General features: G+C 38.6%; 14 protein-coding genes. 7 read left to right on the top strand and 7 right to left on the bottom strand.

Going from position 1 to position 15123, the window contains the following annotated elements; genetic code table 11:
- The first annotated feature begins 23 nt into the window (after nucleotides 1-23).
- Both LOS73_RS09860 and LOS73_RS09855 read left to right on the top strand, forming a co-directional pair.
- The gene (locus tag LOS73_RS09860; RefSeq protein WP_033028274.1) at nucleotides 24-1052 is read left to right on the top strand and encodes a DUF3549 family protein; all 1029 of its coding nucleotides are present in this window, start codon (nucleotides 24-26) and stop codon (nucleotides 1050-1052) included.
- Nucleotides 1053-1352, top strand: a complete 300-nt coding sequence (locus LOS73_RS09855) for a DUF3301 domain-containing protein (RefSeq protein ID WP_007378202.1) — start codon at nucleotides 1053-1055, stop codon at nucleotides 1350-1352.
- 726 nt (nucleotides 1353-2078) lie between these two features.
- Here the strand turns inward: LOS73_RS09855 and LOS73_RS09850 are convergent.
- On the bottom strand, nucleotides 2079-2732 hold the full coding sequence (locus LOS73_RS09850) for a GNAT family N-acetyltransferase (protein ID WP_033028273.1): 654 nt from the start codon (nucleotides 2730-2732) through the stop codon (nucleotides 2079-2081).
- A 153-nt stretch (nucleotides 2733-2885) separates the two neighbouring features.
- Here LOS73_RS09850 and LOS73_RS09845 point away from each other — a divergent pair, with 153 nt between their 5' ends.
- The 3 genes from LOS73_RS09845 to LOS73_RS09835 all read left to right on the top strand — a co-directional run bounded on the left by LOS73_RS09845 (nucleotide 2886) and on the right by LOS73_RS09835 (nucleotide 4272).
- Nucleotides 2886-3122: a DUF2789 domain-containing protein gene (locus tag LOS73_RS09845; protein ID WP_033028272.1), complete on the top strand. Its 237-nt coding sequence runs from the start codon at nucleotides 2886-2888 to the stop codon at nucleotides 3120-3122.
- 96 nt (nucleotides 3123-3218) lie between these two features.
- Nucleotides 3219-3485, top strand: coding sequence for a hypothetical protein (locus LOS73_RS09840; RefSeq protein ID WP_007378199.1), 267 nt, complete (start codon nucleotides 3219-3221; stop codon nucleotides 3483-3485).
- Between the two features lie 13 nt (nucleotides 3486-3498).
- Nucleotides 3499-4272, top strand: a complete 774-nt coding sequence (locus LOS73_RS09835; protein ID WP_457934911.1) for a Zn-ribbon-containing protein — start codon at nucleotides 3499-3501, stop codon at nucleotides 4270-4272.
- Between the two features lie 65 nt (nucleotides 4273-4337).
- Here LOS73_RS09835 and syd read toward each other — a convergent pair whose 3' ends face one another.
- A complete protein-coding gene (gene syd / locus LOS73_RS09830) occupies nucleotides 4338-4877 on the bottom strand; it encodes a SecY-interacting protein (protein ID WP_342866285.1) in 540 nt (179 codons plus the stop codon).
- Nucleotides 4878-4936: 59 nt separating this feature from the next.
- Between syd and queF the strand changes: the two genes are divergently transcribed.
- Nucleotides 4937-5782, top strand: coding sequence for an NADPH-dependent 7-cyano-7-deazaguanine reductase QueF (gene queF, locus LOS73_RS09825; RefSeq protein ID WP_024593670.1), 846 nt, complete (start codon nucleotides 4937-4939; stop codon nucleotides 5780-5782).
- A 204-nt stretch (nucleotides 5783-5986) separates the two neighbouring features.
- Here the strand turns inward: queF and LOS73_RS09820 are convergent, their stop codons facing one another.
- Genes LOS73_RS09820 through LOS73_RS09810 form a run of 3 tightly spaced genes read right to left on the bottom strand, consistent with a single transcriptional unit; the run spans nucleotide 5987 to nucleotide 12341 of the window.
- A complete protein-coding gene (locus LOS73_RS09820) occupies nucleotides 5987-6892 on the bottom strand; it encodes a peptidylprolyl isomerase (RefSeq protein ID WP_457934910.1) in 906 nt (301 codons plus the stop codon).
- Nucleotides 6893-6924: 32 nt separating this feature from the next.
- Nucleotides 6925-10614 (bottom strand): autotransporter assembly complex protein TamB, encoded by a 3690-nt coding sequence (gene tamB / locus LOS73_RS09815; RefSeq protein WP_457934909.1) that lies wholly within the window; start codon nucleotides 10612-10614, stop codon nucleotides 6925-6927.
- Nucleotides 10614-12341, bottom strand: coding sequence for an autotransporter assembly complex protein TamA (locus LOS73_RS09810; RefSeq protein WP_457934908.1), 1728 nt, complete (start codon nucleotides 12339-12341; stop codon nucleotides 10614-10616). The genes tamB and LOS73_RS09810 overlap by 1 nt, the downstream gene beginning before the upstream one ends.
- 214 nt (nucleotides 12342-12555) lie before the next feature.
- On the opposite strand from LOS73_RS09810, the gene LOS73_RS09805 reads away from it, so the two are divergent.
- Complete coding sequence (locus tag LOS73_RS09805; protein ID WP_033028294.1) at nucleotides 12556-12891, top strand: ribonuclease E inhibitor RraB; 336 nt, start codon at nucleotides 12556-12558, stop codon at nucleotides 12889-12891.
- A 35-nt stretch (nucleotides 12892-12926) separates the two neighbouring features.
- Here the strand turns inward: LOS73_RS09805 and LOS73_RS09800 are convergent, their stop codons facing one another.
- Nucleotides 12927-14678 carry a DEAD/DEAH box helicase gene (locus LOS73_RS09800; protein WP_033028268.1) on the bottom strand — a complete coding sequence of 584 codons (1752 nt, stop codon included), beginning with the start codon at nucleotides 14676-14678 and terminating at the stop codon, nucleotides 12927-12929.
- Between the two features lie 124 nt (nucleotides 14679-14802).
- Nucleotides 14803-15105: an H-NS histone family protein gene (locus tag LOS73_RS09795; RefSeq protein WP_033028267.1), complete on the bottom strand. Its 303-nt coding sequence runs from the start codon at nucleotides 15103-15105 to the stop codon at nucleotides 14803-14805.
- Between the last annotated feature and the right edge of the window lie 18 nt (nucleotides 15106-15123).

Genomic DNA, 15123 nt, shown 5'->3' with positions numbered 1-15123 from the left:
CAGTAAAAACAGTTGAGAAAACAATGAGTGATCAAATAGCTACATTAGGTCAGCTTTTAGATGGTGCGGGTACTCAGTGGCGTGCTTTTGATATTGGCAGGCACATTACTAAGCTTGATAAAAAACAATTTTTAGCTATTGAACAAGCTCAAGTGCCTTACCCTTACCCACTTGCTGGTCATGCATGGCTCGCTATTCAATTTTGGGATACTAAAGCCAGTAAAGAACCTTACGTATGGTTTTTAAAGTTTCCACTTGATGAGCAAAGTATGCTGGTAAGTGCTAGTCGCGATCACTTTGCTGATATGGTTATTCAAGCGCTAGGCACTGAAATTACAGGCGAACAAGCCGATGGAAAACTTGATAATAATCCTTATGTTTTTACGCCAAACGCAAATAAATTAGCGGCATTTAACGCCCAAGTAAAAGTACTATTAAAACAGCCTGCGTCACAGTATTACGAGCATGCACAGCTGTACTTTAGCGGTAAAATTGGTTTTGATAATTGGCAAAGTGTTGCACTGCAGGGTATTGCCGATTTTGCACTACGCTTGGGCAGCGATACAAACTTATGTAATCTGCAAAAAGCATGGGCGCATATACCTATTGAAGTACTGCAACCACTCAGTGCCATGCTTGAACACGTTGAAATACCAACATCAATGAGTGAGTTACTTGTTGATTACACGCAGGGTGCAATTAGCAACAACGATACAGTGGCTATAACCGCAGCACTAAGATCAGTTTCAAAAGGTCAAGCTCAAGGGTTATGCGCTCAATTAGTTGATACTGTACTAAGCTCACCTGCAGGGCAAGATTCAGATGTGTTATTAACGGTAGCTGGGCGTTGTTTTAAGCAATTAGAAAACCCTGAACGCTTGCATGTATTTATGGATAATTGCGCGCATCATCAAAAAATTGAAGAATTGTTTCCAAGTATTTTTGCTGATTTAGTTGCAATACCGACTATTCGCCCGCATTTATTAGGCTTATTACGTAAAGAAAATCGCAGCGAAACCCTCGCGCGTGCAATTGGAAGGTTATTCTCTTAAATGGCAAGTTTATGGACGTTCATACTTATTGGTAGTGTAATTTACTTATTTTGGCTTAACCGAAAGGTGGCAGAAGCTGCGAACGTTCATGCTAAACGCCAAAGTGAGCAACTGCAGGTGCAGTTGATGAGTGTTGCTTGCACAAAACGCCGCTTTGGTTTTTTAAAGAGCGGCAAGCCTGGCATCAAAAGTGAATTTATATTTGAATTTTCAAGCGATGGTGAAAATGCTTATCAAGGTGTGTTAATTATGGAAAATGAGTTTTTGAAAAGTGTGGTTGTTCCACCACATAAAATATAAATGGATTAAATTTAGGGCTAAATTAAATTTACTCAAACACAAAAAACTAAGGCGTAACTAAAGTTACGCCCCAATTGGACTGCATCCTGCTAGATATCCGTTATCTATTAATCCGTATTATCATCCCCTGAACGAGTAAACAGCCTTATTTACCCTCACATTGCATCCTGCAATATCCATAACCATCTTGGCAAATCCACGCAAACTAACGCTTAGCTACATCCTGTAGCATCATCCCTGGTAATCCTTTGAAGTAGCTCCTGCCACTTTTGCATCCTGCCATGTCCTCTCGCCACCTTGGCCTATGCGTAATCTAACGCTTGGCTATATCCTTTAGCATCATCCGTGGTAATCCTTTAAGTAGCTCCTGCTACTTTAGCGCACCTTGCACTTCCTATTCGTCCTTGCTTTCCTTGTTAACTTGTCCTTTTTGCTTCCTGCTAGCGTCCGCTACGTTGCCTATTCCATATCCTTGGCAGTAACTCAATCATTGAGCTATGTCTTCTTGACAAAGTAAAGTTTAAAGCAAACGAGTGTGAGTAATAGGACTTAACATTAAATAAATAAGCGTCACAAAAATGAAAAAACAAAATAAACATTTAATAACAGCAACTTAAATTTAAAAAAGCCACTTAATAGTAGCCTTAAACTGATTATGCTCACAACAATGTAAGAGATGTCTCACGGCCTTATGTCCGTTTGGGCGCATTGGCTTACATTATAATTTTAAATAGCTGGCTCAATTATTGATTTAAACAGTAATTCGCCCTCTACTTGGTTAAAAGTAAGGTGTTTAAATGCTTCAAACTTTTCAGTTTTAAAAAATTCAATGTGCTCCTTACGTGTTACAAATACAGCCATCCCTGTTGACTCAGCGTTACATTTAACTAAGTCATCCAGCCCACGTAGTAAGTAACGGCCAAATCCTTGCCCATGAAAATGCGGATCTACGGCAATAAAAGCTAAAAAATAGTAATTACCTTTCTGTTTAAGGGCGTCTCTAATTGTTTGTTCTTTATCTATTAATTGATTTGTTTGCAAGTAGCCCGCACTCAGCATTAATTTTAAACGCCAGTGCCAATAACGCTGCGCTTGTAATTGGCTATTAGATTCAAATACACACGCTACTGCTTTTAATTTATCGTTGCGGTATAGGCCAATTAGTGGCTGTTTTTCTTGCCAAAAACTACTGAGTTCTTCGCGAATTAATGATCGTAGTTTTTTTTCGTAAACTGATTTATTTTCATCACTGTAGCTAAGCATGTTTAGTAATACAGGATCGTCATGATAAGCCTGATAAATTAGGCTCGCTGCAGTACTAATATCTTCTGCAGCTAAATACTGTACGCTGAACGTATCAGCTGGTGTGGTTACACTCATTGTATTTCCTTTATTATTTTAGCTATAGGCTGTTTAACTTTAAACCTAACTATATACCTAAAATTATTAACCGTAAATTCAGCGAGAGTTTAACTAGCAAGAGGTACAGTTAGGCACTAGTATGAGTTTTCATTCATTTAAAGGAGCAATATCATGGATACGACAAAACACGACATTAACACACTTTTTGCACAGCTTGGATTACCAAATAGTAATGAGCAAATAGATGCGTTTATTGCCTCACATGAATTAGAAGACACAACACGACTCCAAGAAGCTTCTTTTTGGGATGAAGCACAACAGCACTTTTTAGCTGAATCCCTTGCAGAAGATGGAGATTGGAGTGAAGTAATTGACGAGTTAGATGTACGCATTCGTCAAAGTAAGTAATTTTATTTAATGTACCCTCCCTTATTTATTGCTAACATAGCATTTGCGCAGCATTTATATGCTGCGTATTTATTTTATTAAAGAGTTATATATCTAATGAATTCAGTTGTATTTGATGCAATCAAAGCCCTTCTCGATGAAGGCAAAACCCCTACTGTAGCACTAACTAAAAGCCGTTTGGCGCAACCGGTTCCAATGCCGATGATTATTGCAGCAGTAAGCCAATATAAAAACAATCCTGATTCAATTAATAACTTCATGAGAAACCCACAGCAGTCAGATAATACTGAGCTTAAAACAAGTCAATTAGATAGAATTGAGCAAAAACTCGATAAACTTCTTGCGCTGCTAGAACAAAAATAATTTGAGACTATAAATGTTCGTTGTTGATTTAACTTTTGATTGCTACCAAGACACCACCCTAGAACAAGCCGAACAAGCAATAAATCGCTTAGTAAATGCACTGCGTTTTAATGGTCAAATAATGGGGGAAGAATTTCCAACCGTTTTAAAAGACGGGTTTTTTATTACCCGCGTAATGTGCCCTACTGAAGATGCAATGCACCCGCTAAATAACAGCCCGTTTGTTAAGCACAGTATCGAAAAGTTACATAGTGCTGGGCTACTTGCGCCAAAAGTAAAAGTGATTGGACAAGATATTCACTCCAACGGCGCTGATTGCTGCAAAGAACCATCAAGTTATATTTTATATACAACCTATGTGCATACGTGCAGCCCGCTTTATTGTGGTGATGACTTTTTGCCTGTGCCGCTATTTCGTATTCCGGCAATTGCTAATGGTGACTATAAAACGCTTATAAGATGGCAAGAAGATTGGCAAGCCTGCGATCAAATTCAAATTAATGGCGCAACCCGTTGTGAGTTTCCGGCGCTTGAAGAAATATCGAGTGTCCAAAGCGACCTATATAGACGCGGAAAAGACATAACAAAGCGAATTAGTTTTTTAACTAAAAAGCCAACCTATTATTATTTATACCGTGTAGGCGGCGTAGATAAAGCGTCTGAACTTGAACGAAAATGCCCTAGTTGTAATGGCGACTGGAAATTACCTGAATCGTGGTTTGGGTTATTCGACTTTAGGTGTGAGCCATGTGGCTTAGTGTCTAATATATCGTGGGATTTTCAATAACCACTTCAATGAGTGTTTAATAAATCAGCTTAGTGATGACGCTAAGCTGATTTATTAAATGCATTTTAAACCTCTAATGCCTTTAAAAAAGCATTAATGTTAGGTGCAAGTACATGGTGTGTTTTTTTGCCTACGTGCTCTAAACATACTTCACCAGTGTGCACCAATACACTTACTAGTAAATCATCTTGATCAGTTAAACCAATAAATACTGTTTCTGGTTGCTTGAGCTTGCGTTTCATTAAAACGTGGCCCGTTATATTTTGCTGTAGCAAATTAAAGTCTTCTTCGTTCCATGCTTGTAGTAATTCAACCTGATGCCCATCAATACTTGCTAAAATACTTCCACCGTACATATGTCCGTATAGCTCGCTAAGCGCTTTTGGAAACTCAAGTTCTAGTGCACTGGCTAAATCATTAAGCGAACCTGCAGGTTGCTGACGCATCCCCTGCCATTGAATGTTTCCTTGCTCGTCAACCTCACCAACTTCACATGGGCTTGGCCATTGTTCGTCGTGCGCAATAAGTGGGTACTTTGTAGTGTTTTTAAGGGTATTTTCGCTAAATGTTTGATGAAGTTGTTCTATAAGCAATGCAACAGACATACTGTGAAACTCATTTAAATTAGATATAATGTCCCTATTGTAACTATTTAAGAGCAAACATGACAGATTACAGCAATTCTCCAGACCTTAAAGGTAGCGTATTAGGCCAATCTACTGAGTATGTAGATGTGTACACGCCAAGCTTGCTTTTCCCTATTGCGCGCAAACTAAATCGTGATGCTTTAAATATTGACGAAGCAGAGCTTCCATTTAAAGGCCAAGATATTTGGACAGGTTACGAGCTTTCATGGCTAAACAATAAAGGTAAACCGCAAGTTGCCGTAGCCTTATTTACCTTTGAATGCCAAAGCAGCCATATTATTGAGTCAAAGTCGTTTAAGCTTTACTTGAATAGCTTTAACCAAACCCGATTTGAAAGCATTGATATAGTAAAACAGCATTTAATTGATGATTTATCAAACGCGGTTAACAGCCCTGTCAAAGTGACTTTATACAATCCTGACGATTACAATTGCTTACCGTGTACGGCGCTGCCAGGTGAATGTATTGATGATTTAGATATTGAGATTAATAATTACGATATTGATGCTAATTCACTTAAAGCAAAAAGTGATAACGTAGTTACAGAAACGCTCTATAGCCACTTACTTAAGTCGAACTGTTTAATTACCTCTCAGCCTGACTGGGCAAGTGTAATTATACGATACACAGGCGAGCAAATATGCCGTGAGTCGTTATTGCGTTATTTAATTTCATTCAGAACACATAACGAATTTCATGAGCAGTGTGTTGAGCGTATTTATAGCGATTTAACAACACAACTTAATATTAAAGAGTTAGAGGTTTACGCGCGTTATACTCGTCGCGGTGGGCTTGATATAAACCCGTATCGCTCTACGCATTATAACGATACGCCATTTGCAGTTAAAATTAATCGTCAGTAGGTTATTTTTAACTGGAACATGAGTATTAAAAAAGGAGCCTAGGCTCCTTTTTTCATTCTTTAATTAATACCAATTCCATTAAGTATGTGATCTAAATTTTACGCCGAAAAAATAATTCAGTTTTAGGCGTAAATTGATGTAAATGGTTGTTCCCTTTGCGAAATTTACAACAAAGAAATGGGTTGTTTTAGCAAGTAAAATAGATCAGCTATTTATTGGAATTGGTATAACTTCGCGCTTAGTGGGTATGGGCATACCACACACATCAACGTAGTTATGTGCTTTAACAAACCATGGTTCAACACGGTTTTTACGAGCATTGATTAAGTTTTTAAACACCGATGAGTTTGTTTTCATCACTTTAAATATACTTTTATCGCTTTGTACATCGCCAAGCACTTGTATATTTGTAATTGGGTTAAATGCTTTTCCTTCAGTTGGTGTGCGCGCTAAACGGTTAAAATGCTCTATACCTTCAAGCAATCGACCAAACACCGTAATGTTTTTATCAAGGTAGCGCGGGCCTTGCCCTATCGTTACAAAAAACTCCGTGCTCGCACTATTTATATCGTTGTCGCGCGCCATTGCAAACACGCCACTACAATGCACTTGCCATGTTTGCGTATGGGCTGAGTTTTGAGCTACTGCAAAGCCGTTTAAAAAGCCGGTAACTGGTGCATACCCGTCGCCATTTAGCTCAGTAATTAAAAGTGGTTTGTTTGTTGTTAAATAAAACTCAGCAGGGACTGTTTTATCCGCTATCTGTATTTTTTTACTACCTGAGCTGTCGCCACCTTGCGCCACAAAACCCTCAACAAACCGATAAACGCTGGTATTTTTATAAAACCCTTCTCGCGCTAACTTTTTAATGTTTTGAGCGTGCTTTGGGGCAAGCAGTTCATTAAGCTCAATATACGCATCGCCCGTTGGCAGTGTTATCTTTAAAACATTTTGAGCGTCCACTACTCGCCAGTCATTATCTGTTGCACTAGCAATTACCTCACTCGCGCTCAATAAAGGTAGCTCTTGATTAGCAACATCATCACCGAGTTGTTGAGCGCAACCGCTTAATAAAACACTAAGCAGAGCCGGCAATATAATTTTTTTCATCGCTTATATCCTTATAATTATTATAGTTTTGGTTATTCCCAATCAAACTTATATAGCACATCAACATTTTGATATAGGCCGCTTGTTATTTCTATGTATAGCTGTGAAAGTAACTGATATCGCACAGCCACTTCACTGAGCGAATCAAATACACCCACGCTATATTTAACTTGTAAGCTGGGTGCTACATAACCTGATATTTCTACTTTGGTGCTATCACCACTACCTGATGAGCTTAAACTTACATCTGACAACCCAAAGGTTTCACCTACCTTAGAAACAACCCCTTCGCTGCGACTAACACCTTGAGAGAGTAATAACTGTGTGAGCATAGCATCGCTTGACGAACTTTCTCCATCACCTAAAGGTTGGCCATTAAGTAAATATGCGAGTGCTTGAGCTTGATCCATCGCAGGCTCAGAAAATATTTTAAGTGTTGGTTGTTCAACATTACCCGTGAGCGTAACCCCTGCAATGACACCATTTGCAGTCGTATCGGGGTTACGTATTGCTTTAATATTTAAAAATGGTTGTTCAATTGAACCGCTAAAACCGACTTGCCCGGTGCTGATTATTAAATCTTGCCCAAAGGCTAAGTAAGTACCTTCAATCAAGTTAAGCTCACCTGTGGCTATAATTGGTGCACCTTGACTCATTTTTATCGCTAAATCACCCGCAACTTTTGATTCCAAGCCAAACGATTCTACTTTTACATCGTTTTTAACAATCACTTTTAAATCTATGTCGAAATCAAACGGGACTGTTTCGGTGGCCTCAGTTTTTTGATCAACAATAATTTCATCATCGCTAACTTGCACCGCGCCCTCAGGAAGCTCTTCAATCATTATACGACCGTAAGGCACAACTACCTCACCAGCAAGCTTGAGTGCATTATTAGCCAAGCCTATTTTTAAATCCGGCGATACTTTAAAAGTGACCCCTTGCTGCGCGCGTACATAAAACTGCTCACCAACTACCGCAACATTTACAGCAGGTTGTGCACCTTGCCAATCAACGTCACCGGTTAGATTTATTTTACCGCCCTGATTGTCGTTTAAGTTGCCTTTTATTGTGGCCGTTGTTTTATCAAACAATACGTTTATATTTGATTTTTGCAGCGCTATAGGTAGTTGCTCGCCCTCTAAACTAATATCGCTCACATTAAGCTCGCCATTTAATAACGGATCTTTTAACGTACCTGCTAACGCGACTTTTCCGCTAATATCACCTTTTAACTGCTCAAGGGTTTCAAGAAATGGTTGTAAGTCTGAAAGGAGTATTTTATCAATATTAATAGTGCCGTTGAGCGCTTGCGTATTTTGTATATCATCGATATTAATGTGTGTGTTTATTTTACCAAGCACACTTGATTCTAAATTAGCTTCAAGCTTGCCAATTTGAGAATCCGAAAACGCACTAATAGTTAGAGTTTCGATTGGTAATTTAAAACGATCTTCTTCCGAGGTTAGCACTGCTTCTAAGTCGCTAGAATCGATATTTGCGCGTAATGTTTTAAGCGCACCGCTTTGCCAATTAAGTGCTACATCGCCAGCTATATTACCGCGAGTACGAATGCTATTAGGTAAAAAGTGCTTAAGCTCCTCAAGTGCTAAGTTGCTTAGTTTAGCATTTAGCTGACCGAGGTTTTTTGATTGCGCTAAGGTGTCTATACATAATTCACTTTGCTTAGATGCCCAACAATGTGCACTTATATCAAAGTCGCCACTTTGCGTATTAACCATAATGGCAATATTTCTAGTGTTACTAAAACTAAGCTTTTTATCGCTGAGCGTTACATTACTAAGCTCGCCATTCCAAGTCGTATTATTAATTTTGCCATTAACTTCAAGCTCTACACTGCCTTGCTCGGCATCTATAGATGCCGTAAGTTGGTGATCTGTTTTGTCGCCGCTAATATCAATTTTAACGCTATTAATTTGCTGTTCGGCTACAAGCGCCGAACCAACACTTACCGAAACATCGGTTTGCCAATCGGCTGCGGTATCTAACTGCCCTTTTACTGATAATTTATTAATATTTATTTCATCAAAAATAAAGCGATCTAGTATTAGTGCTAAATCAACAGAGGGCGTTAACCTTTCCCCTCTCACTTTTAAATTTGCGTTGCCGTCGGCAGTAAATGGAATATTAGCTTTTTCATCACTTTTTAGCGTTACTTTGCCATCAACTTGCCAAGTATCATCAACTTGCCCGCTTAGTGCTAATTTATTGGTGCCGCTACTTAAATAAAAGCTATCAATATTAGCTTTTAACGTGTTGTCGAGCTTAAAATTTGAGGCAAATTCTAGTGGCACATTGTTAAGTAACCCGTTTAGCTTTGTATTATTCATTTGTAGCTGCCACTTGTCGTCAGCTGCATTAAACGAGCCTTTAAACTGTCCTGAAATATCACTGGTAGCGGCATCAGTTAAATACTGCGCTTTTAAGTTAGCAAGCGTGCCATTAAAGTTAGCCTGTATGCCTTTTTGCCAATCAACATTGGCTTTTATAGTTGCACTGCTTTCGTTTGCTTTAATGCTTAGCGCTTGTAAAGTTGCTTTGGTGAGACTGCCTTTTAATTGGGTATTTAAGTCAACAGCTGGGTACGCGCCTAATTGGCTACTCCCCTGTAGGCTAAGCTGATAATCGTCGGCATTACCTTGTGCGTTAAGGCTTACATTTCGCACTTTAAGCTCATTACTTTGTGCATCAATAAGCCATTGCTTAATTTTTCCATTTAACTCAAACGGATAGTTTTTTTGCTTAAAATTTGCCGTTGCCGTTAAACTAAGCGGATATTGCCCCTGTGTTTCTAAATTTAAGTTTAGATTTGATAAGTCACCATTCAACTGTAAATTGGCTTGGTGCTCATCACTTTGTAAAACAACATCCCCTTTCACGGGCAAATTCCCTGCAAGCTCAGCGTTAAGATGCGTATTAAGCTGCCACTGTTCATACTTTGCTGAGAATGACTCTAAATTAATAACCGCATCTTCCACACTTAATTGCAGCGAGATGTTTTCAATAACATGTTGGGCTTCGTTTTGCTCAATCGTAATTTTAGCAATTTCAAAGTCTTCAACAACTAAATCAAGTGGCGAAGTAAATTCTATATTAGGCAATGCGGGTAGGTGCGTTAAAGGCGCTTGAGTATTTTGCGCCGTTTGTGTTTTCGCATCTTGTTCTTGCTCTTTTAAGGCAACAAGTATGGTGGGAATGTTCAGGCTTTTAACCGTCAGCTTTGAACCCTCTGCTTTTGCTGAGAGTTTAAAATTATTAACGCTTACGTTTGCACTTGGATGCTCTAGAGTAAATTTATTGATCGCAATGTTTTTTACAGCAATATTAAAAGGTAAGCTGATTTTTTCAAGCGGCTCTGTCGGGGCTTCTTCTTGTGACTCTGCAGTTTTTGGTAATGTTAAATTTATAGATTTAGCACTTAAGTTATCTATACAAATTCCATCGCACTGCCACCAAAACAAATCAATTTTCAATTGTTGTGCATTAAAGTCCAATCCGTTGCTAGCAAAGCGTACATTAAAGGCATCATTATAAATAAAACGACCATCTTTAATTTCAATATGTAGTCCATCTACCGCTTTGTTTGCACTATAAGCAATAAATTGATTACCGGGTGCGGTAAATAACAAACAAAATAGTGCAACAACTAACGTGACAAAAATAGCACTTACGGCGGCTGTTATCTTTTTTAATACTGACATTAAATTTCTGGCCCTATGGTAATACTTAAACGTGTGCTTTTACTTTCTTTTGTTAATCCCCAAGCGTGGTCTATACGCACTGGGCCAACGGGTGTTAAATAGCGAAAACCAAAACCAGCACCTACTTCAAAATCATCAGAAAAATCATTCGTCGCAGTACCACCATCAACAAATAAAGCTGCTCGCCAATTTTTAGCAAACTGGTAGTTATATTCCATCGTGCCCGATAGTAAATACTTACCACCTATTAGCTCGCCGTCATCGTTCTCAGGCGAAATTGATTGGTACGCAAAACCACGAACACTTTGATCGCCACCTGCGTAAAACCGAAGTGAAAATGGCACGTTGTTAATATCATCAACAAGCATTGCCCCCACATTCGCTTTTAAAAACACCAAGTGGCGGTCAAAATAAGTGCGTAGCCATGCATGTTGCATTTGCACCCTAATCAGATTAGTACTCGAAAGCACATCATCTAAGCCAAACTCAGCAGATATAAGCCACTGCTCTCCCCAATAAGGAGTCGTGCCGCCTTTTGATTTTTTGCGCGCGTAGCTAATGCCAGGCATTAACATTTCGGTACTTTCTTCGTCTTCATCACCAATACGGTAGGTTTCTTGGTCGCGGCGTAAAAATGCAGTACGCACCCACTTATTTTCGGTCAACCATTGGCGCTGAACTTGCCCTGTTAATATTTCACTGTAAGTGTCGTTTGTGAGCTCATCTTCTAGCTTATAACCGACAGAGAATCGCCATAAATCATCATTAGGATTATCAACCGGAATTGTATAAGCCATGGAAATATCTTGCTGCTTTTGTGCCACATTTAAATTAGTTTCGAGGTAATGGCCGTCTTCTGTGATCCACGGTTTACTCCATTTAAAACGCACCTTAGGCCCTAAGTCAGTACTAAAACCACCGCCAATTTCATAGCTGTTAGCTGGCTTGGGTAATACTTCAACTTTAATCGGTACTTGGCTGTTTTTGCGCGCTGCAATGTCAGCATAAACACGTACACTGGCAAAGTAAGGGGTACTTGATAAATCCAAGTTATAGTCAGCAATATGTGTTGATTTATAAGGTTGGCCCTGCGAGAAAGGCGCTATAGAGCGTATGTATTTTTCAGCGGGTGTACTACTGGCAATTTGTATATCGCCAAACTCATACCTAACTCCGGTATCAATTATGAAAGTAATAACAGCACTATTTTTTTTAAGCGATACTTCTAATTTACGCGCTGGCCACTTAGCATCAAAATAGCCAAGCTCCAATAGCATAGATTCTATTTTTTTATGAGCAGAGTCATATTTACCATGATTTAAAACATCACCTTGCTTTAAGTGATTGCTTTTAATCAATGCCTGTAATTGAGTATCACTTTGACCATCACCGTTTAGCGTAATATTAATTGCTTCTATGCGAGTTGCAGGCCCCCGTTCAACTTTAACAATTAGTTCGCTGTCGTCTTTATCATAAATAACCTCGACGGTCGGGCTATAATAGCCAAGTGCTTTGATGCTATTTTGTACTTGTTTTTGAGCATAACGGCGAAGTGTACGGGTTGGTTTCTCGCCAATTAACTGCTTAAGGTAAAGAGCTACGTTATTTTCTAAATCGCCACTTAACCCTTCAATTTCGTAATCTTCTATGACTTTTTCTGCCGCATAGCTATTTGTCGCAATAAAAGCACTCACAACACACATGCAACGTAAAAACTTAATAAACAAGTAAATATCCTTACTTTTAATATCTTACAAAAAACTGGCTAATTACACGCATGTTAGCATAGCCATAATGAGCAACACATTAACTTAATAACAATCTAACGCGTAAATTTAACTTTGAATAAATATCAGCATAATTAAAATTAGTACGCGTTAAGGCAATATTTTAGTTACAATAGTGCCTACGAATAAAAAATTAATTTTAAATGAGTTTTTAATGCAATTCCCTGATGATGATAACGGCCAACTTTTAGCCGAAATAGCCGCTGCTGGCATTGATTTAAATAAAATGCACCAAGTCGATTTTTTTATTTTATTTGAACAAGAAGCCGATGCTGAAAAATTTGCTAAAGAAATAGTCTCTGATGCATTAGTTCAAAAGACTGAACTTGAAAAATGTAAAGACACTGGCGTTTGGGAAGTAATCACTCAAGTACAAATGGTGCCAGAGCACACTCTTTTAGGACAAGCAGAGCAATACATTGAAAGCATTGCTAATAGCTTTAATGGATACGGTGACGGCTGGGGACTAATGGACGGTGAAGAAGCTTAATTGCCTTTTAGTTCAATGTACTCTATCAGTTAAGCTTAGCGGCTTAACTGATTTGCCTTTCTAAAACCCCCTTTATAGTCAAATAGCTTATCAGCTACTTTCCAACCATATTTTTTGCTTTTTCGTGCAATAACAAAATCCGGTGGTACTAATTCAAATTGTGCGTTTACTACTTGCTCTGCAGTTTTAAAATTAATAGGTGTTTGCCCAAGCCCCACACGTTGACCAAATTGCTTATTAAATATAAATTGCCCGCCTTTATTTGCGAGATTATATACTTCATCGCAACTTGCACCATCTTCATCAAAATACGTTACTTTAATAAGCTCATCTTTAATTTGAGTTACCGATAACCCACTACATCGAAGCACAAGTGCGTCTTTTAAGTTTAATGCATTACGTAACTTATCATCAGGGTCGGCCATTACCGCGCCGCAATCATGGCATTTACGTGCAGCAATATCATTTTGGGCACCGCACTGCTCACACTCTTTAAACCTAAAACGATAATCGCACTGCTCTTTATGTCCATCATCATCTTCTAATAGGCCTTGGCAACGCCTGCCAAAGTGCTCTATTACTTTGCCAGTGGAGTCTGTTTTACCCCAAAATATATTCGCAAACCCACAACCTGGGCAAAGCACTTGTACAGGCTCGTTATCACTATCGCCTTTTTTGTCACCTACTTCAGGGTGAAATAAATTAAAACCATTGCCGGCATAATCTATTACTAAGCAATCCGTTTTCGATTCAGATAACCTTAAACCTCGCCCCACAATTTGTTGATATAAACTAACCGATTCTGTAGGTCTTAAAATAGCTATAAAGTCGACATGTGGCGCATCAAATCCTGTAGTTAATACCGAAATATTAACTAAATACTTTAATTGCTTAGCTTTAAATTGCTTAATGATTTTATCGCGCTCAGTGTTTGGCGTATCACCTGTTATAAGTGCACTTTGATGAGCTGGTAGGTAGCTTAATATTTCCTGAGCATGCATTACCGTAGCGGCAAAAACCATAACACCTTCGCGCTCTTCACTGTATTGAATTACTTGCTGTAATATAGCTTTCGTTGCGCGCTCACTGTTTTTTAAAAGCGCATTCATATCATCAGTCGTATATTGCCCAAATGCATTGCTATCTAAGGACGAAAAATCATAATGGCTAATTGCTGCATCAACTTCGTTTGGCGGCGTTAAATAATTATGTTTGATCATATACCTGAGCGGCAATTCAAAAATACAACTTTTAAACGGACTTTCTTTAGTCCCTTTAACAAAACCATGATAATGGTGGTGGTATATCCAACCCATTCCTAACCGATAAGGTGTTGCTGTTAAACCCAATACTTTTAACTGAGGGTTATACTCTTTTAAACTGCTTATTACTTTTCCGTACTGGCTTTTTTTATCCCCATTTACCCTGTGGCATTCATCAATAATAAGTAATGAATAATGCTCATTTAATTTATTTAAATTACGGGAAAGTGATTGCACACTGGCAAAGGTTACTTGATGGCTTAATGATTTTTCTTTTAAGCCCGCTGAAAATATACTCGCCTCTAAACCAAAACTTTTATATTTTTGCGAATTTTGCTCTACAAGCTCTTTTACATGAGCAAGCACTAATATTTTTTGCTTAGCAATACGGGCAAGTTCAGCAATAACCAAACTCTTACCTGCACCGGTTGGTAGTACAATAACGGCAGGATCATTGCTCTTTCTAAAGTGTAAAACGGTGCGTTCTACGGCTTCTTGCTGGTAAGGTCTTAGTTTATAGCTCATGGGAAAACAAATAGGTTTGAGTGAGGAGATTTTAGCAAATAATAGCTAGGAGTTTTAAACTTTAATTATATTTTATTGAGGGGTAAACAAAAAAGAGAAGCCGAAGCTTCTCTTATATTTAGCTTTAAGCTAAAAACTTTTCAAGCTCAACACCTTCAAACGCTTTAGGACGACGGCCACGGCCAGTCCATTCAATAGTCTCACCATTCAGTTCCATGCGGTACTTAGGCTTAACTTTGGTGCGTTTGTCAGATGCTCCATCTTGTAAATCTTCTAGCGTAAGTCCTTTTTCTTTTAAAAGTTCCAAAACTTCCTGTTTTGCTTTTTGTTGCTGGGTATATTTTGAAATTGCATCACCAATCAACTGCTGTGCTTTCTCAAGCTCAGCTAATGATGCAGTTTTAATAAAAGATCGGACTTCTTTCATCTATATCTCGCTAAATTT

This window comes from Pseudoalteromonas sp. SCSIO 43210, assembly GCF_054133285.1.
This window is presented reverse-complemented; position numbering and strand designations above follow the sequence as displayed.